The organism is Pengzhenrongella sp. (genome assembly GCF_036565025.1).
GTDB lineage: Bacteria > Actinomycetota > Actinomycetes > Actinomycetales > Cellulomonadaceae > Pengzhenrongella.
In genome coordinates this window covers 14,851-28,951 of the sequence record NZ_DATCNW010000055.1, presented here as the reverse complement: position 1 = coordinate 28,951, position 14,101 = coordinate 14,851, and the positions used below count along the sequence as shown (strand labels likewise).

Genomic DNA, 14,101 nt, shown 5'->3' with positions numbered 1-14,101 from the left:
GTCGGCCGAGCCGCGGAGAACCAACCGGGCCCGACCCGCCAAGCCCCAATGGTCGCAACTTAGGACCCCCTGCCAGTCGCCCCCGAGCGGGGATCCTCCTCTGGATCCCGCCTGCGTGGACCTTAAGTTACGTCCATTGGGTGTGCTCCAGGCGATGAAGCCCGGCCAGGGTCTGCCCGAGCCACTGCGCGAGGCGGAGATCGTGCGTCAGGGGAGAATGCTCGAGCCACTCGTAGACCTTGAATGCGCCAAGATCGCCCAGCTGAGCTAGCGGCCGGTCGTCGGACGCGTATCCGCGCGGGATCCGAATGCCGACGTCCCGAGCCCGCTGCTCGAATCGGGTCATCGCGAACGCTTTTCGGCTCCAGTAGGGCGGGCCGGACTCCCAGACCTCCTTCACGAGAAAGGATCCCTGCGCGGTGCACAGCCGCCAGGTCCGAAAACTCGTGTGCTGATGCGGCACCATCGCCGCCGTCGGCCGCCCGAGTCCGAAGTGTTCGGCGACCACGACGGAGCGAGCCGCTCCCACGTCACCCTCGACAGCGATCACCCGCCGATTATGGACGACAGTCAGCGCCGCTCGCCCAGCGCGACGGTCCGCCGGGCCCGCTCGACCATCGCGACGTCCAGGAACGTCCCGTCCGGCAGCACCACCGTCCCACTGCCCGCCGCGCGGGCACGCGCCACGGCGTCGAGCACCAGCCGCGCCCGGACCACCTGTTCGGCGGTCGGCAGGAACGCGGCCACGATCACCGGCAGCTGCCGGGGGTGGATCGCCGTGCGCCCGACGAACCAGAGCCCGCGCCCGACGGCGCAGGACCGCGCGAGCCCGTCGTCGTCGTGCACGTTCAGGTAGGCCGACATGACGGGCGGCGCGAGGCCGGCCGCGCGGGCCGCGTTGACCACGCGGGAACGCGCGAAGGCCAGGCCGAGATCGTCGTCGACCCCGAGGTCGGAGCGCAGGTCCGCCTCGCCGAGGCCCAGGCTGGCGACCCGCGGATGGGCGCGCGCGACGTCGTACGCGGCCACCGCGTCGTCGAGCGCGTCGGCGTGCGCGGCCCGCCCCGACCCGGTCGCGAACCACGGCTCGGAGATCACCTCGGGCTTCCCGACCAGCCGCATCACCCGTCCGGCGATGCTCTGCGCGCTCGTGGAGACGGCGACCCAGCCGCCGTCGGAGGTGCGGTAGGTGTTGCGCGGCGCGTTGTTCGCGGACCGGTTGCCGGTGCGCGGCTGCTCGGTGCCGAGCTGGTCCCAGCGCGTGATCTGCGGGCCGAGCATCGCGAGCATCGGTTCGATGATCGCGAGGTCGACGACCTGCCCGAGCCGGTCCGCGCGCGCGCATGCAGCGCGGCCAGCACGGCGTACGCGGTCGCGAGCGACGCGACGCCGTCGGCGAGCCCGAACGGCGGCAGCGTAGGCGGCCCGTCGGGCTCCCCGGTCAGCGCGGCGAACCCGCTCATCGCCTCCGCGAGCGTGCCGAACCCCGGCCGGCGCCGGTACGGCCCGACCTGGGTCGAGCCGGCGCGGGTGCTCGACCTTGATCACCTCCGCGCCCAGGTCGCCCAGGTGCATCGCCGCCATCGGACCCGCGAACAGGGTCGAGACGTCCAGCACACGCAGCCCCGCGAGCGCGCCCGTGCCCGACGACGGCGCTGCGGCGGGCCCGGGAGGGTCCGCCGCAGTCCCGCGGTCCGCGATCACGGGTTCACCTCCGCAAGCTCGTCCCCGAGCGTCCACGCGCACCGGAACCCGATGCTCGCCGACCGCGCGATGCCCAGCCCGGGCAGCAGGTATTTCGCCGAGAACTCCGGTGCCCGAACCCCGCCGTCGAAGTACCACTGCGACCCCGACGTCGCGTGCTCGGCGCCGCCCTTGAGCATGACGAACCTGGTCCGGGCGTCCGTGTACTCGCTCTCGGTCCAGTTCCACACCGCCGGGCCGCGCCGCGCGAACCCGGGCAGGCCGGCGGCCAGCTGCCACTCGTCCTCGTCCGGCAGCCTGCCGCCGGACCACGCGGCGTACGCGCGCGCGTCGTCGAGGTCGACGTGCGTGACGGGCTCGGCGCTCGTGCCGGGCGCCGGCATCAGCGGCACGCCGTCGCTGGTCATGGTCCAGTGCGCGAGGAACCGGTGCGCCGTGCGCGGCGCGTACCCGGACGCGCCGAGGAAGCGGGCGAACTCCTCGTTGGACACCTCGCGTGACGCGACCTTGACCGGCGAGGCCAGCCGCGCGACGCGTTCGAGGGTGCGCTGGTCGTGCAGCCGGGGCGGCAGCGGCTTCCATTCCTCGACGTACGGGGCGCCGTCGTACATGCCGGTCTCCCTGGCCCGGAACCGGACCGTCAGGACGTGCTCGCCCGCGGGCACGACGACGGCGTCGGTCACCCGAGCGGCGGGACGCACCGCCGGACCGGACCGGGCGACGACCCGGCGCGAGCGGGCGTGCGGGAACGCGGCGTCGGCGGTCGCGGGGACCGCGCCCGCCCGGGCGAGCGCGTCGTCCAGGGCCTTGCCGGGGTCCGGCGCGCCGGGCGCGATCCGGAGCAGCCCGGCGATCCCGTGCGCGGGCACCACGGTCGTCGCCGGCTCCCCGGGCGCGAGGCGCCGGCCGCCGGTGAGGTCCACGAACTGCGGCTCCGCGGAGGAGGGCCGCCCGGGCACCAGCGCCGCGAACCCGGCCGGCAGCACCGTCCCCGTCCAGTCCGTCGCACCCCGGTTGACCAGCGCCCACAGGGTCAGCCCGTCGAGCTCGAACCGGGACGCGTACACCCCGGCGGCGGTCGCGGCCGGGTCGAGGTCCGCGAGGGGGGTCCACTCCCCCGCGTGCAGCACCGGCGCGAGCACGCGCTGCACCGGGAGCATCCGGCGCAGGGTCGCGGCGTCGCGCGGGTTCCAGCCGACCCATGCCCCGAACACGACCTCCCACACCATCAGCCCGACGCCGTTGAACCAGGCGGACTGCAGCTCGCGTCCGTGGTCCCGGTTCCAGCGCCGGACGTGGTGCTGCAGGTGCCGGCGCTCGTACCAGTGCGCGCGCAGCACGCCGGGCACGGGGCTGTCCGCGAACCACTGCGCCCAGGACAGCGCGTGGTCGGCGATCCGGGCGAGCGGCAGCGTGGACTCGCCCTCGAGCGCGAGTCCCGGCCGGGCCGCCTCGAGGGCGCCGACCAGGGCCGGGTTGGCCTCCTTGAGCGTGTCCAGGAAGACCCCGTCCGCGTCCAGGTCGCGCACCAGCGCCGCCAGCTCGGTCACGTCGTCGGCGCCGCGGCAGGTGCCGGTGTCCCACGGGTTGTAGTCGACGAACACGCGCACGCCCGCCGCGTGCAGGTCCGCCACGAGCCCGGCCAGCCCGGGCACGTCGCGGTAGAAGTCCCACTGGTTGCGGTCGTCGATCCCGATCACGGGGTAGGCGTGCCACAGCACGACGCCGTCCAGCCCGCCTAGCCTGTCGCGGGCGTCCGCGAGCAGCCGCTCGGGCGTGAACCGTTGCGCCTCGAAGTCGTAGAGCAGCTCGTCCCACAGCCAGACCTGCGCGACGGCGAAGCACTCCGACGCCCACGCGAGGTCGCGCCGGTCGTACTGGGCGCCGGTGTAGCTCGAGCGCGCCCGGGCGTCCGTGCGCCACTGTTCGAGCCGGGCCCGCCAGGCGGGCCACCGGGTCGGGTCGTCGGGTGCGGCGAAGATCTTGGCGTCGTCCAACGATGCCAGGTCCGCGTCCTCGTCCAGTGGGACCGGTGTGGGCAGGTCGAGCGGCCGTGGCACGAGCGGGTCGAATCCGAAGTCGCTCATGAGCGGACCACCGGCCCGGTCGGGAAGGCCCGGTCGACGCTCGCGCCGCCCCCGAGCGCGCCGGCACCCGAGACGCCCCCGAGCGCCACCGTGCGCCCCGTGAGCTCGGCGATCGACCGCGACGGCCCGCCCGGCAGGCTGGTCGCGACGCGACCGTCGAGCGGTCCGATCCACCCGTCCGGCAGGTCCCCGGCCACGCGCAGCGCGCCGACGATCCCGCCGGCGGTCGCCCCCGCGGAGTCGGTGTCCCAGCCGGCCATGACCGCGATCGCGATGCTCTCGCCCAGGTCGCCGTCGCCGGCGGTCAGCGCGTACGCGACCGTCGCGGCGTTGTTCAGCACGTGCACCCAGTGCAGGTCGCCGAACTCGGCGTGCAGGGCGTCGAGGCCCGCGGGGACGTCCACCCCGGATCGGCCGATCTCGATCCCGCGCCGCACGGCGTGCGCGAGCCTGCTGGCGGGCGGCACCACGTCCAGCCCCGCCGCGAGCACGGTCCTCACGTCGCCGGACACCACGGCGGACGCGCACATCCCGGCCGCCCACGTCGCGCCGTAGACGCCGTTGCGGGTGTGGCTCAGGCGGGCGTCGGTCCAAGCCAGGCGGTCCGCGGCGCGCGGGTCGCCGGGGTTCGTCCAGCCGTACACGTCGGTGCGGATCTGGGCGCCGATCCACTCCCGGAACGGGCTGTGGTGGGTAGCGGTCGCCGGCACCGGACGCGCGTCGAGCAGGTTGCGGTACGCGGCGCGCTCGGCGGTGAACACCCGCCCGGCGGGCAGGTTCGCGAGCCACGCCGCCGCGACGTCGTCCGTCGTGAAGCCGGGCCCGTGGGCCTCCAGGATCCCGAGCGCGAGGATCGGGAAGTTCAGGTCGTCGTCCTCGGGCATGCCGGCGATGTTCTCCGCCAGCGAGGTCGGGGCGCTGCGCCGGTTCCAGGGCCAGCGCGCCGCGACGTCGTCGGGCAGGTCGGCCGCGGTGAAGTACCCGTTCAGCGGCCAGCGGCCGGTCGCGCGCAGGATCTCCTCGATGCCCGCGCGCGGGATCTTCTCCACGGGCTTGCCCAGCAGGCAGCCCGCCGCCCGGCCGAGCCACGCGCCGTGCACCCGCCCGGCGAGGTCCGTCGTGGTGCCCGACGGCGGCGTGCCTCCCGCGCCCCACAGCCGCTCGATCCCGGCGAGGTCGTCGGGCTCTTCGGGGTGCGCGGGCGTCGCGAGCGCGTGCAGCTCGTCGAGCAGCTCGCGGGCCAGCTGGCGGACCTCGGGTGACGCCACGACCGCGCCCGCGCCGCTCACCGGCGGGACAAGGTCGCCGCCGCCGTCGGCCCAGCGCCGGGCCACGGTTGCGACGTCCCGGCCCTCGGCGGCCGACTGCACGAGCTCGTGCGCCACCAGGTCCTCGGGCTGGGCCCAGGTCAGTCTCATCCGCGCTGCCCCCCGGCGTGATCGGGTCGCCCGGGGCGCCCAGCGGGCGCCGGCTCGGCCCGCTCCACCACCCCGAGCCCGACGATCCGGCTCAGATGCGCGTGCGCCCGCGCCGCGTCGCGCCGCGTCGCGCGCGGCCCCCGCCATCTCGAGCCCGACGGCGGTCAGGTCCACCCGGCTCGCGGTCTCGATCGCCTCGACCCACTCGTTCGGGATGACCTCCCGCCCGCCGAGCGCGGCGGCCATGGAGCCGGCCATGGTCGCGATCGAGTCGGCGTCCCGGCCGTAGTTGACGGCCCCCAGCACGGCCGCCACGAAGTCGCCGTCGTGCGCGAGGAGGAAGCCGAGGGCGACCGGCAGCTCCTCGATGGACTTGGTGCGCGAGGGCAGCCGGGCGTCCATCGCGGGCTTGCGATACTCCGGCCCGACGGTATCGAACGGCATGATCGCGGCGAGCGTGCCGTCGTGCGCGACGGCGAGGCAGGCCGCGACCACGGACTCCGGGTCCGCGCCCGGCGCCATCGCCGCCGCGACCCCGGCCGCGAACACCCCGGCCGCCTCCCGGCCGTAGCTCGACTGGTGCGCCCCGGCGACGTCGATCGCCTCGGCGTAGGCGCCGCGCGGGTCGCCCGCGTTCGCGATCCCGACCGGCGCCATGTACATCGCCGCCCCGCAGTTCACGATGTTGCCGACGCCCGCCTCGCGGGGATCGACGTGACCGTAGTACAGCCGCGCGACGATCCACTTCTCGGCGAGGAACACCCGGTGCAGCAGGATCGTGTCCTGCTCGAGCTCGGGGATCCAGCGGGTCTGGCCGATCAGCAGCGGCACCAGGTCCTCGGCCACCGCGCACGCGTCGAGGTGGTCCCGGCGCTTGGCGTACACCTGCACCAACGCCTGCGTCATCAGGGTGTCGTCCGTGATGTGCCCGTCGCCCTTGTGATACGGCGCGATGGGCCGGGCGTCCTGCCAGTTCGGGTAGTAGGGCCCGACGATCCCGGTGACCGGTCCGCCGTGGCGCTCCGCGATCTGCTCGGGGGTCCAGCCCTCCGTCGCGCCGCCGAGGGCGTCTCCGACGGCGGCGCCGATCAGCGTCGCCACCGTGCGCTCTTGAAGGAAGCTCAACGGTTCACCTGGTCCCAGCCGTCGGTCAGCTCTTTGGCGAGCTGGTCGGCGTCGATCTGCTTCGCCAGGAACTTCTGGTAAGCGGGCGTCGCGACCGTGTCCTTCCAGGGCGTGAAGGCGTCGACCGAGAGGAACGGCGCCTTCGTGAGGTACTCCGCGGACGCGAGCGTCACGTCCCAGCCGTCCTTGCCACCGGTGCCCGAGGCGATCTTCTCCTGTGCGGAGGACGACGCCGGGATGAGCGCGTCGGCGAGGTTGAGTGCCGCGAGGTTGTCGGTCGAGGCGAAGTAGTTGATGAACTTCGCGGCCTCCTTGACGTGCTTGGAGTCGACGTTGACCGAGAGCGTCTGCGGGTTGGCGGACTGCTGGGCGCCCTTGGAGCCCTCGAGCGGCGGCAGGACGACCCAGTCGAAGCCCTTCGGGGCCCCCTTGCCGATGTTGGCGGCCTGGTAGGAGCCCTGCACGGTCATCGCGGCCTTGCCGGCGTAGAACGTGGCGAGCACGTCCGAGCCGGACTGCGTGAGGCTGACCGGGTCGATCGACTTGTCGGTGTAGGCCATGTCGCGGATCTTCGTGGGGACCGCCTGCTCGGCGTCGCCGATGTGGATGGTGGCGTCCTTACCGGTGCCCTTGAAGTACGTCCCGCCGAAGCCGAGGCCCAGGCTCATGAAGGTCGCCGTCGGGCTCTTCAGGCCCCAGGTCACGCCGTACCGGCCGCCCTTCGTGGTCGCCTTGGCGATCCGGGCGAACTCGTCCCAGGTCATCGTCTCCCCGGTCGGGATGGCGACGCCGGCGTCGGCGAGCAGCTTCTTGTTCGCGAAGACCATGTACGACTGGAGCTCGGTGGGGACGGCGATGATCTTGCCGTCGACGGTGACCGACTTCCAGATGCCGTCCGAGACGTCGGACTTGAGCTTCGGGTCGATCAGGTCGCTGAGATCGGCGATGTAGCCGTCCCTGGCGAACGGAATGATGCTCGCCGCCTCGTAGTGGATGATGTCCGGCGCGACGCCGCCGCTGAACTGCGCGACGAGCTTGTCGTACACCCCGTCCCAGCCGGCGGCGACGGTCTTCACCTGGATGTCAGGGTTGTCCGAGTTCCACTTGTCGACGATCGCCGTGGTCGCCGCGATCGCGCCCGGCTGGTCCGAGAGGGACTGGAACGTGAGACTGACCGGCCCGCTGGCCTTGGTGGGCTCGGTCTTGGCATCGGAGCCGGAGCCCGTGCTGCACGCGGTGAGGGAGATCGCGGTCAGGACGATGACGCCCATCGCGGCGATGCCACGGATCTTCATGAGGTGCACCTTTCGAGGGTTGGCGTGGCGAGGGTCGGTGCCCTCAGCCCTTCACGGCGCCGGCCGCGAGCGGACCGAGGGCGACCTTGCCCTCGCCGCCGACGAACATCTTGAGCGTGACCCGCAGCGTGTAGTTGTCGGGTGACTCGATGAGCACGAGGGCGAAGAAGAACTCGTTCCAGGCCGAGACGAACGAGAACATCGCGGTCGCGACCATCCCCGGCATGAGCAGCGGGAAGATGATCGTGCGCAGCACTCGCAGCCGGCTCGCGCCATCCATCGACCCGGCCTCCTCGAGCTCGACCGGGATCGAGGCGATGTACCGTCACGGGTGAGTGCTCATTGGCGCTCATGCCGCTGTCCCGTCTTGCGAGGGGACGGTCCCGGTCTGGCCCGCTGACGCGGTGCCGGGTTGACGCTTCACGGCCACCTGCCGGGCAAGCCCGGTCTTACGGTCGGCTCCACGTCCGTTTGCGATCTCCGCGCCACTCGCGGCGATCCCGAGTTCATGCCTTCCGTACTGCGCCAGGTTCAGCGCAGCGTTGACGTCCCGGTCCATGACCATCGCGCAGACGTCGCACACGTAGGTGCGCTCGGAAAGGGTGAGCTTGGCTCTCACCGCACCACACTCCGAACAGGTCTTACTACTCGCGAACCAGCGATCGGCGACGATCAGGGTCCCGCCGTGCCATTCGATCTTGTACGCGAGTTGACGTCGGATCTCGGCGAACGAGGCGTCGGCGACGTGCCGGGCCAGGCGCCGGTTCTTGGTCATCCCGGCGACGTTCAGGTCCTCGATCACGACCGCGCCGTAGGTGCGGGCGATGCTGGTGGTCAGCTTGTGGATCGCGTCCTCCCGGACATCGGCGACCCGGGCGTGTAGCCCGCCCAGACGAGCACTGGCGCGCCGCCGGCGGTTCGAGGGGCGCTGCCCGGTCCGCCGGTCCGGCCCCTGCCGGCGGGACACCGTGCGGGCCGCGCGGCGCACCTTGCGCAGCGCCGCGCCCAGGTGCCTGAGGTTGGGGATCTCGGTCCCGTCCGAGAGCACCGCAAGGGTCTTGATCCCCAGGTCGATGCCGATCACGTCGCCTGGCTTGGTCGCCCGAGGACGCTGAACGTCCTGCTCGACCGTGAACGAGGCGTTCCATCGGCCGCGCTCGAACCGCACCGTGGCAGAGCGGATGCGGGCACCGACCAGGCGGGCGGTGACGTCCTCGTGCAGCTTGATCTGGCCAAGTACCGGCAGGGTCGACAGTCCCCAGTTGAACGCCACCCGGGCGGCACCCGCGTGCGACCGCAGGGCGCGGTCCTGTGTCGGGGTCGGGTCCATGGCGCACCCGTGAGCGACCAGAGTCACGACGGGTCCCGCGCAGTGACCACCCCGACCACCCGCGCGACCCGGTTCGCCGCCGCACGCCACCCGTACCGGCGCACACACAAGGAGGTCAAGAACTCGGCCACGTTACCGACCAGGTCCTCGTCCACCTCACCCCCGTTCACGACCAACAACCTACGACCAGACACCGACACGGCGACCTCGACGCACTGGTCACCGGACCGGGCGAGCCGATCCCGGTGCTCGACCACGATCCTCGAGAGGCCTCGTCCCCCAGCAGAGCACCGAACTCGCCGCAGCGCCCGTACAACGCCAACCCGACCACGACGACCACCCGATCCACCAACAGGTCCTGCCCGGTCACCCACGCCGTGACCCGGGCGACCTACCGGCCCAGGCCGGGCCGCCGGAGCGCGAGGACCGGGGCGAGCGAGGGGACGACGAGCGCGATCGCCTCGCGACGCTGCGCGGGCCGATGCCGGTCCGCCTGGTCGCGCGCGGCAACGCGTTCGGCGGCGTCGGGGCGGCCGGGGCGGTCTGCTGCGTGAGGGTCATCTCGGGCTCCCTGCTGTTTCGGGGGCGGCGGGTTCGGCGGCCGGTGCCGTCGAGGCGCGGGCCACCAGACCCGGCTGCACGACGACGCTCCGCGGCGGGCGCGCGGGGTCCGCGAGCCGGGCGAGCAACAGCTCCGCGGCGAGCTTCCCGCGCTCGGCCGAACCGAGCGAGACGCTCGTCAGACCCGGGTTGAAGAAGTCGGCCAGCTCGGTGTTGTCCATGCCGACGACGGCGAGGTCCTGCGGCACGCGCAGGCCGACCTCGATCGCGGCGTGGATCGCACCGAACGCGATCAGGTCGTTGGCCGCGATCAGCGCGTCCAGGGCGAGCGTGCCATCCGGGGCGCGGTGCCGGCCGAGCAGCTCGAGCGCGGCGAGCCGGCCCGCGGCGACGGTGAAGTCGGCGGCGACCTGCTGGACCGCCTCGACGTCGGGCCCGAGCCCGGCCTCCCCGTATGCGGCGACGAAACCGCGCCGGCGGGCCGCGCCGGGGGTCGTGTCCAGCGGGCCGTTGAGGAAGCCGATCCGGCGTCGTCCGGTCTGACGCAGGTGCTCCACGGCGAGGCCTACGCCGCGTGCGGAGTCAGTCCGGACGGTGTCGAGCCCGGCCGACTCGGGCAGCGAACCCACCACGACGACCGGCACGGCCGCGCGCTGCAGCTCGGCGACGAGCTCGTCGGTCACCCGCTGCGGGCTGATCACCAGGCCGTCCGCGTAGCCCCGCGCCAGGCTCCGCACCAGGCCGACGGTTTCTGCGGGGTCGGCGCCGGTCGAGGACACCAGCAGCCGGAAGCCCGACCCGCTGACGACGGACTCGATCGCCCGCATCATCTCGACGTAGACGGGGTTGCCCACGTCGTCGACGGCGAACGCGAGCTGCAGGGAGTGCCCGAGCTTCAGCGAACGCGCGGTCGCGTCCGGTAGGTAGCCGAGCTCGGCGGCCGCCGCGCGGACCTTGGCGATGGTCTGCGCGCTTGCGACCATGCCGTTCAGCGCGCGGGACGCCGAGGCGACCGAGACCCCGGCGAGCTCGGCGACGTGGAAGAGGGTGGGGCGCTCGGTCGACATCGCGGGCGGATTCCCTTCGGCGGTGAAGAGTGCGGGGGTGGTGGGTGGAGCGCGAGTGGAGACGTTTACAGCTTGTTCGTGAACAGGATGCGCCGCCAGCGCGATCCGCGTCATCAGCATTCGCCCGGGCAGTCCCGATGGACGTAACTTAAGGTCCACGCAGGCGGGATCCAGAGGAGGATCCCCGCTCGGGGGCGACTGGCAGGGGGTCCTAAGTTGCGACCATTGGGGCTTGGCGGGTCGGGCCCGGTTGGTTCTCCGCGGCTCGGCCGACTCGGTGGGCTACGCGGGCTCGGCAGGCTTCGGTGCCGGGCTTTTGGGAAGAATGTGTGCGTCTGGCGCACCAAACCTTCCCAAAACTGGATCGCTCCCGCCCGGGGCGGGTCTGCGCTGCGACTACTTCCGGCGGAATGCGAGCCGAATGAAGGTGTAATTGAGACCGGTGCGTGACCAATACACCGGGCGCTCGGTGTGACTCAGCCTGAGATCTCCGATCAAGACGAGCCCCGCGGCAGCCGCCATCGCGACCAGATCCTCGATGTCACCCGGCGAGAAGATCTTGACCTGCACGCCGTAAGCGAACTTGTCACGGGTGTCCGGAGGGTCCTGGTCGTAATCCGTGGAGACGATCAGCAACCCACCCGGGCGAAGAATCCGCGCCGCCTCCTCGACGAACTCCTGCAACGGCACGCCGTGCTCGATGACACTCATGCACGTCACCGCGTCGAACCAGCCGCTCCGGTACTGGGTGTTCGTTGCATCGCCCGGTTCGAAACGCACCGCACCGTGCCTCGTGACCTTGGTGAACTCCAGGTTGTTCCCCACCAGTTCCCGCACGTTGTACAACCGCAGCCACGGCAGGATCGAGGAGTAGCGGGCGGCGCCTGCATCCAGCACCCGAATGTCGGTCCCCAAGGTATTCAGCACCGTGCTCACGGCACCCAGGGCGTCCCAGTTCTTGGCCGTGGTCCGGTGCAGTGGCAGACCGAGCTCGCGACACTCGCCAACGGACCGCTCGTACTCCGCGGCCGAGGCGAGCACGTCGGTCGGCGTCGTCAATGACGGCAGCGGTCGGGCTTTTCCGAGGCGCTGCTCGTACCTGCGCTGGATAGCCACCCTGGCCCAGAGCACCTCCTCGGCCCCCCGCTTGGCGATGTGCAGCAGTTTCCCCCCGGGAGGAGCAGCCTTTTGTGTCACGTGATCACCCTTCAATGCCTGTCGCCCGACGAAAGCTTCGAGATAGCGAGCCCAATACGGATCTGGATCGACCGGTTTGACGGCCGAGCGCATCAGTTCCGGCACACCAGGGCGGTAGAAACGGTCCAGCGCCGCGGTGAGCGACTCGACGTCGCCCGGGACAGCGACCAGGCCGTCGACACCGTCGTGCACGTCATCGGCGAGGTGGCCAGCACGCGTCGCGATGACCGGCACGCCAAACTCGAATCCGGTCAGGACCGCCTGCGAGCCGGACGCGCTGCGGTACGGCAGCACGAGTGCATCGACGTCGCTGAAAAGGAGCGGCACCGCTTCGGCAACGACATAGCCGTCGCGAAGATCGACACGATCAGTGAGACCGAGCTCGACGCACAACTCGTCGTAGACGGCGGTGCCGCCCCAGAATTCGCCGACCACGCGCAGGTGAACGTCCGACGGTCCAGCGGCCAGCGCCCGGAGGAGCACATCCAAACCCTTGTACGGGCGCACGAGTCCGAAGAAGAGCAACCTCCGATGCTCACCGGGAATGGGTGCGCGCCGCACGAACCCGGCCGGCATGAAGGGGGCGAGCCGAGCCACGCGGATCGGCTTGCCCGTCAGGCGGCGGGCCTCGGCGGCCTGCGCCTCGGAGTGCACGACCACGAGATCGGCGGCGCCGAGCAACAGCGACACCAGACGCACGTCCGTTCGGATCCGCTCGTGCGGAAGAACGTTATGACAAACTATCGCGACGCGGGCACGACTTCCGAACAGGGTCGCGATCATCGTCCGATACGGAATCACCTGAATCGGCGTGATGTGAGCGAAAATGACGAGGTCCACGTCGCGCAGCCGCCAAGCGACCCGGACCCACGTATCCGGACGGTTCCACGAGAGGGCGCGCGACGTCGGCTCGAACGGATCGAACTCGGGCTTCTCGACGGTTTGCCGGCCCGGATACAGCCGCTTCGGATACTGCCGGTGCCAGGACACGATCTCGACGTCATGACCCGCGGCGACCAGTCGCCCCGCGAGCACGGTCGTGTGCTGCGCGACTCCCCCCTTGAATGGGTGGGTTGGACCGACGACCGCAATGCGCATTGTGCGAGCCTACTTCGGCCTCGACACGCGTCTGGAGCAAACCGACCGCGGTGCCCGCCTCGGGCGACGTCGTCCGAGGCGGGCACCTGCGACAACTCCGCACAGACACGACAATCACGCGCCAAAAGCGACGAGACCCACTAAACTGCGCGACTCGACGATATGCCACGTCGGTGAACCCGCGTCTTTCGCCGGGCCCCGGCAGACTCCCGTGTTTCCCGGCCACGTCCGAAGGACGCGATATTGTGGGCGAAATGGTCATCGACGTTGGCGGGCGGGACTCCGAGTCTCCGAGGGCCTCGCGCGCACGTGAACTCGTCAGCGTCCTGGTGCTGGTACTGGTCCTGGTGGCCGCGGCGGTGGTCGCCGGCCGCAACCGGCAGGCCTTCCTCGACAGCATCCAGCGGATCGGCGTCGGAGGATTCGCACTCAGCCTCGCGGCGGCACTGCTCGGCACCATCGGTACCTACCTGCAATGGCGCTCGGTGCTGATCGGACTCGAGGTGCCCTTCGGGGTCATCGACGGTGCTCGCGTCTTCTTCGTGAGCCAGCTGGGCAAGTACCTACCGGGTTCGGTCTGGCCGATCGTGATGCAGATGGAGGCCGGCCGCAGTCGCGGGGCGAACCGCAAGTCGATGCTCGCCGCGAACTTGGTGGCCGTCGTACTCAGCATTTGCGTCGGCGTTGTGCTTGCCGGACTTCTGCTGCCGTTCTCGTCGCCGGCCGCACTGCACAGATTCTGGTGGGCGCTCGCTGCGCTGCCCCTGCTGTTGGCCTTGGCTCATCCCCGCTCTCTGCCCTTCCTCCTCGACCTGGTGCTCAGGGTGCTGCGAAGGAATCCGCTCGACGTGCGGATGACGGGCGCGGCGACGATGACGGCGCTCGGATGGTCGGCCCTGGGCTGGATTGCCTTTGGAGCACACCTGGCCTTGCTGGCTGGGGCGATCAGCGCACCGAGTACCGGGCTGCTGATGCTCTGTGTCGGTGGCATGGGTCTGGCCGTTTCGGCCGGAGTGCTGTTCTTGCCGGCACCGGCCGGCGCAGGGATGCGGGAGGTGGTGCTCGGCATCGTGCTGGCGGCGGCGCTCACCGCGGGTCAGGTCGTCGCGGTGGTCATCGCCTCGCGGGTGATCATCCTGCTTGCCGACCTGATCCTGGCGGGTCTGTTCGCTGCCTGGCCGCCCCGGCGGTCCCGGGTCATGACCTAATCAGCGACGAA

The 14,101-nt window shown here is 71.6% G+C and carries 11 protein-coding genes; 1 reads left to right on the top strand and 10 read right to left on the bottom strand.

Going from position 1 to position 14,101, the window contains the following annotated elements; all coding sequences use genetic code 11:
• Positions 1-127 precede the first annotated feature (127 nt).
• The 10 genes from VIM26_RS02910 to VIM26_RS02865 all read right to left on the bottom strand — a co-directional run bounded on the left by VIM26_RS02910 (position 128) and on the right by VIM26_RS02865 (position 12,882).
• A complete protein-coding gene (locus VIM26_RS02910; RefSeq protein ID WP_331948821.1) occupies positions 128-550 on the bottom strand; it encodes a phosphotransferase in 423 nt (140 codons plus the stop codon).
• A gap of 20 nt (positions 551-570) precedes the next feature.
• Positions 571-1,704, bottom strand: coding sequence for a CoA transferase (locus VIM26_RS02905; RefSeq protein ID WP_422662201.1), 1,134 nt, complete (start codon positions 1,702-1,704; stop codon positions 571-573).
• Positions 1,701-3,791, bottom strand: coding sequence for an SUMF1/EgtB/PvdO family nonheme iron enzyme (locus VIM26_RS02900; protein WP_331948817.1), 2,091 nt, complete (start codon positions 3,789-3,791; stop codon positions 1,701-1,703). The genes VIM26_RS02905 and VIM26_RS02900 overlap by 4 nt, the downstream gene beginning before the upstream one ends.
• Positions 3,788-6,334, bottom strand: coding sequence for an ADP-ribosylglycohydrolase family protein (locus VIM26_RS02895; protein WP_331948816.1), 2,547 nt, complete (start codon positions 6,332-6,334; stop codon positions 3,788-3,790). The genes VIM26_RS02900 and VIM26_RS02895 overlap by 4 nt, the downstream gene beginning before the upstream one ends.
• The gene (locus VIM26_RS02890; protein ID WP_331948814.1) at positions 6,331-7,629 is read right to left on the bottom strand and encodes a sugar ABC transporter substrate-binding protein; all 1,299 of its coding nucleotides are present in this window, start codon (positions 7,627-7,629) and stop codon (positions 6,331-6,333) included. The genes VIM26_RS02895 and VIM26_RS02890 overlap by 4 nt, the downstream gene beginning before the upstream one ends.
• 43 nt (positions 7,630-7,672) lie before the next feature.
• The gene (locus tag VIM26_RS02885) at positions 7,673-7,939 is read right to left on the bottom strand and encodes an ABC transporter permease subunit (RefSeq protein ID WP_331948820.1); all 267 of its coding nucleotides are present in this window, start codon (positions 7,937-7,939) and stop codon (positions 7,673-7,675) included.
• A 39-nt stretch (positions 7,940-7,978) separates the two neighbouring features.
• Positions 7,979-8,959 (bottom strand): RNA-guided endonuclease TnpB family protein, encoded by a 981-nt coding sequence (locus VIM26_RS02880; RefSeq protein WP_331948812.1) that lies wholly within the window; start codon positions 8,957-8,959, stop codon positions 7,979-7,981.
• Positions 8,960-8,982: 23 nt separating this feature from the next.
• The gene (locus VIM26_RS02875; protein ID WP_331948811.1) at positions 8,983-9,129 is read right to left on the bottom strand and encodes a hypothetical protein; all 147 of its coding nucleotides are present in this window, start codon (positions 9,127-9,129) and stop codon (positions 8,983-8,985) included.
• A 387-nt stretch (positions 9,130-9,516) separates the two neighbouring features.
• Entirely contained in the window at positions 9,517-10,587 is a 1,071-nt protein-coding gene (locus tag VIM26_RS02870) for a LacI family DNA-binding transcriptional regulator (protein ID WP_331948810.1), read from the bottom strand.
• A gap of 396 nt (positions 10,588-10,983) precedes the next feature.
• Positions 10,984-12,882, bottom strand: a complete 1,899-nt coding sequence (locus VIM26_RS02865) for a glycosyltransferase (protein WP_331948809.1) — start codon at positions 12,880-12,882, stop codon at positions 10,984-10,986.
• A 173-nt stretch (positions 12,883-13,055) separates the two neighbouring features.
• Here VIM26_RS02865 and VIM26_RS02860 point away from each other — a divergent pair, with 173 nt between their 5' ends.
• Positions 13,056-14,090 carry a lysylphosphatidylglycerol synthase domain-containing protein gene (locus tag VIM26_RS02860; protein ID WP_331948808.1) on the top strand — a complete coding sequence of 345 codons (1,035 nt, stop codon included), beginning with the start codon at positions 13,056-13,058 and terminating at the stop codon, positions 14,088-14,090.
• Positions 14,091-14,101 lie beyond the last annotated feature (11 nt).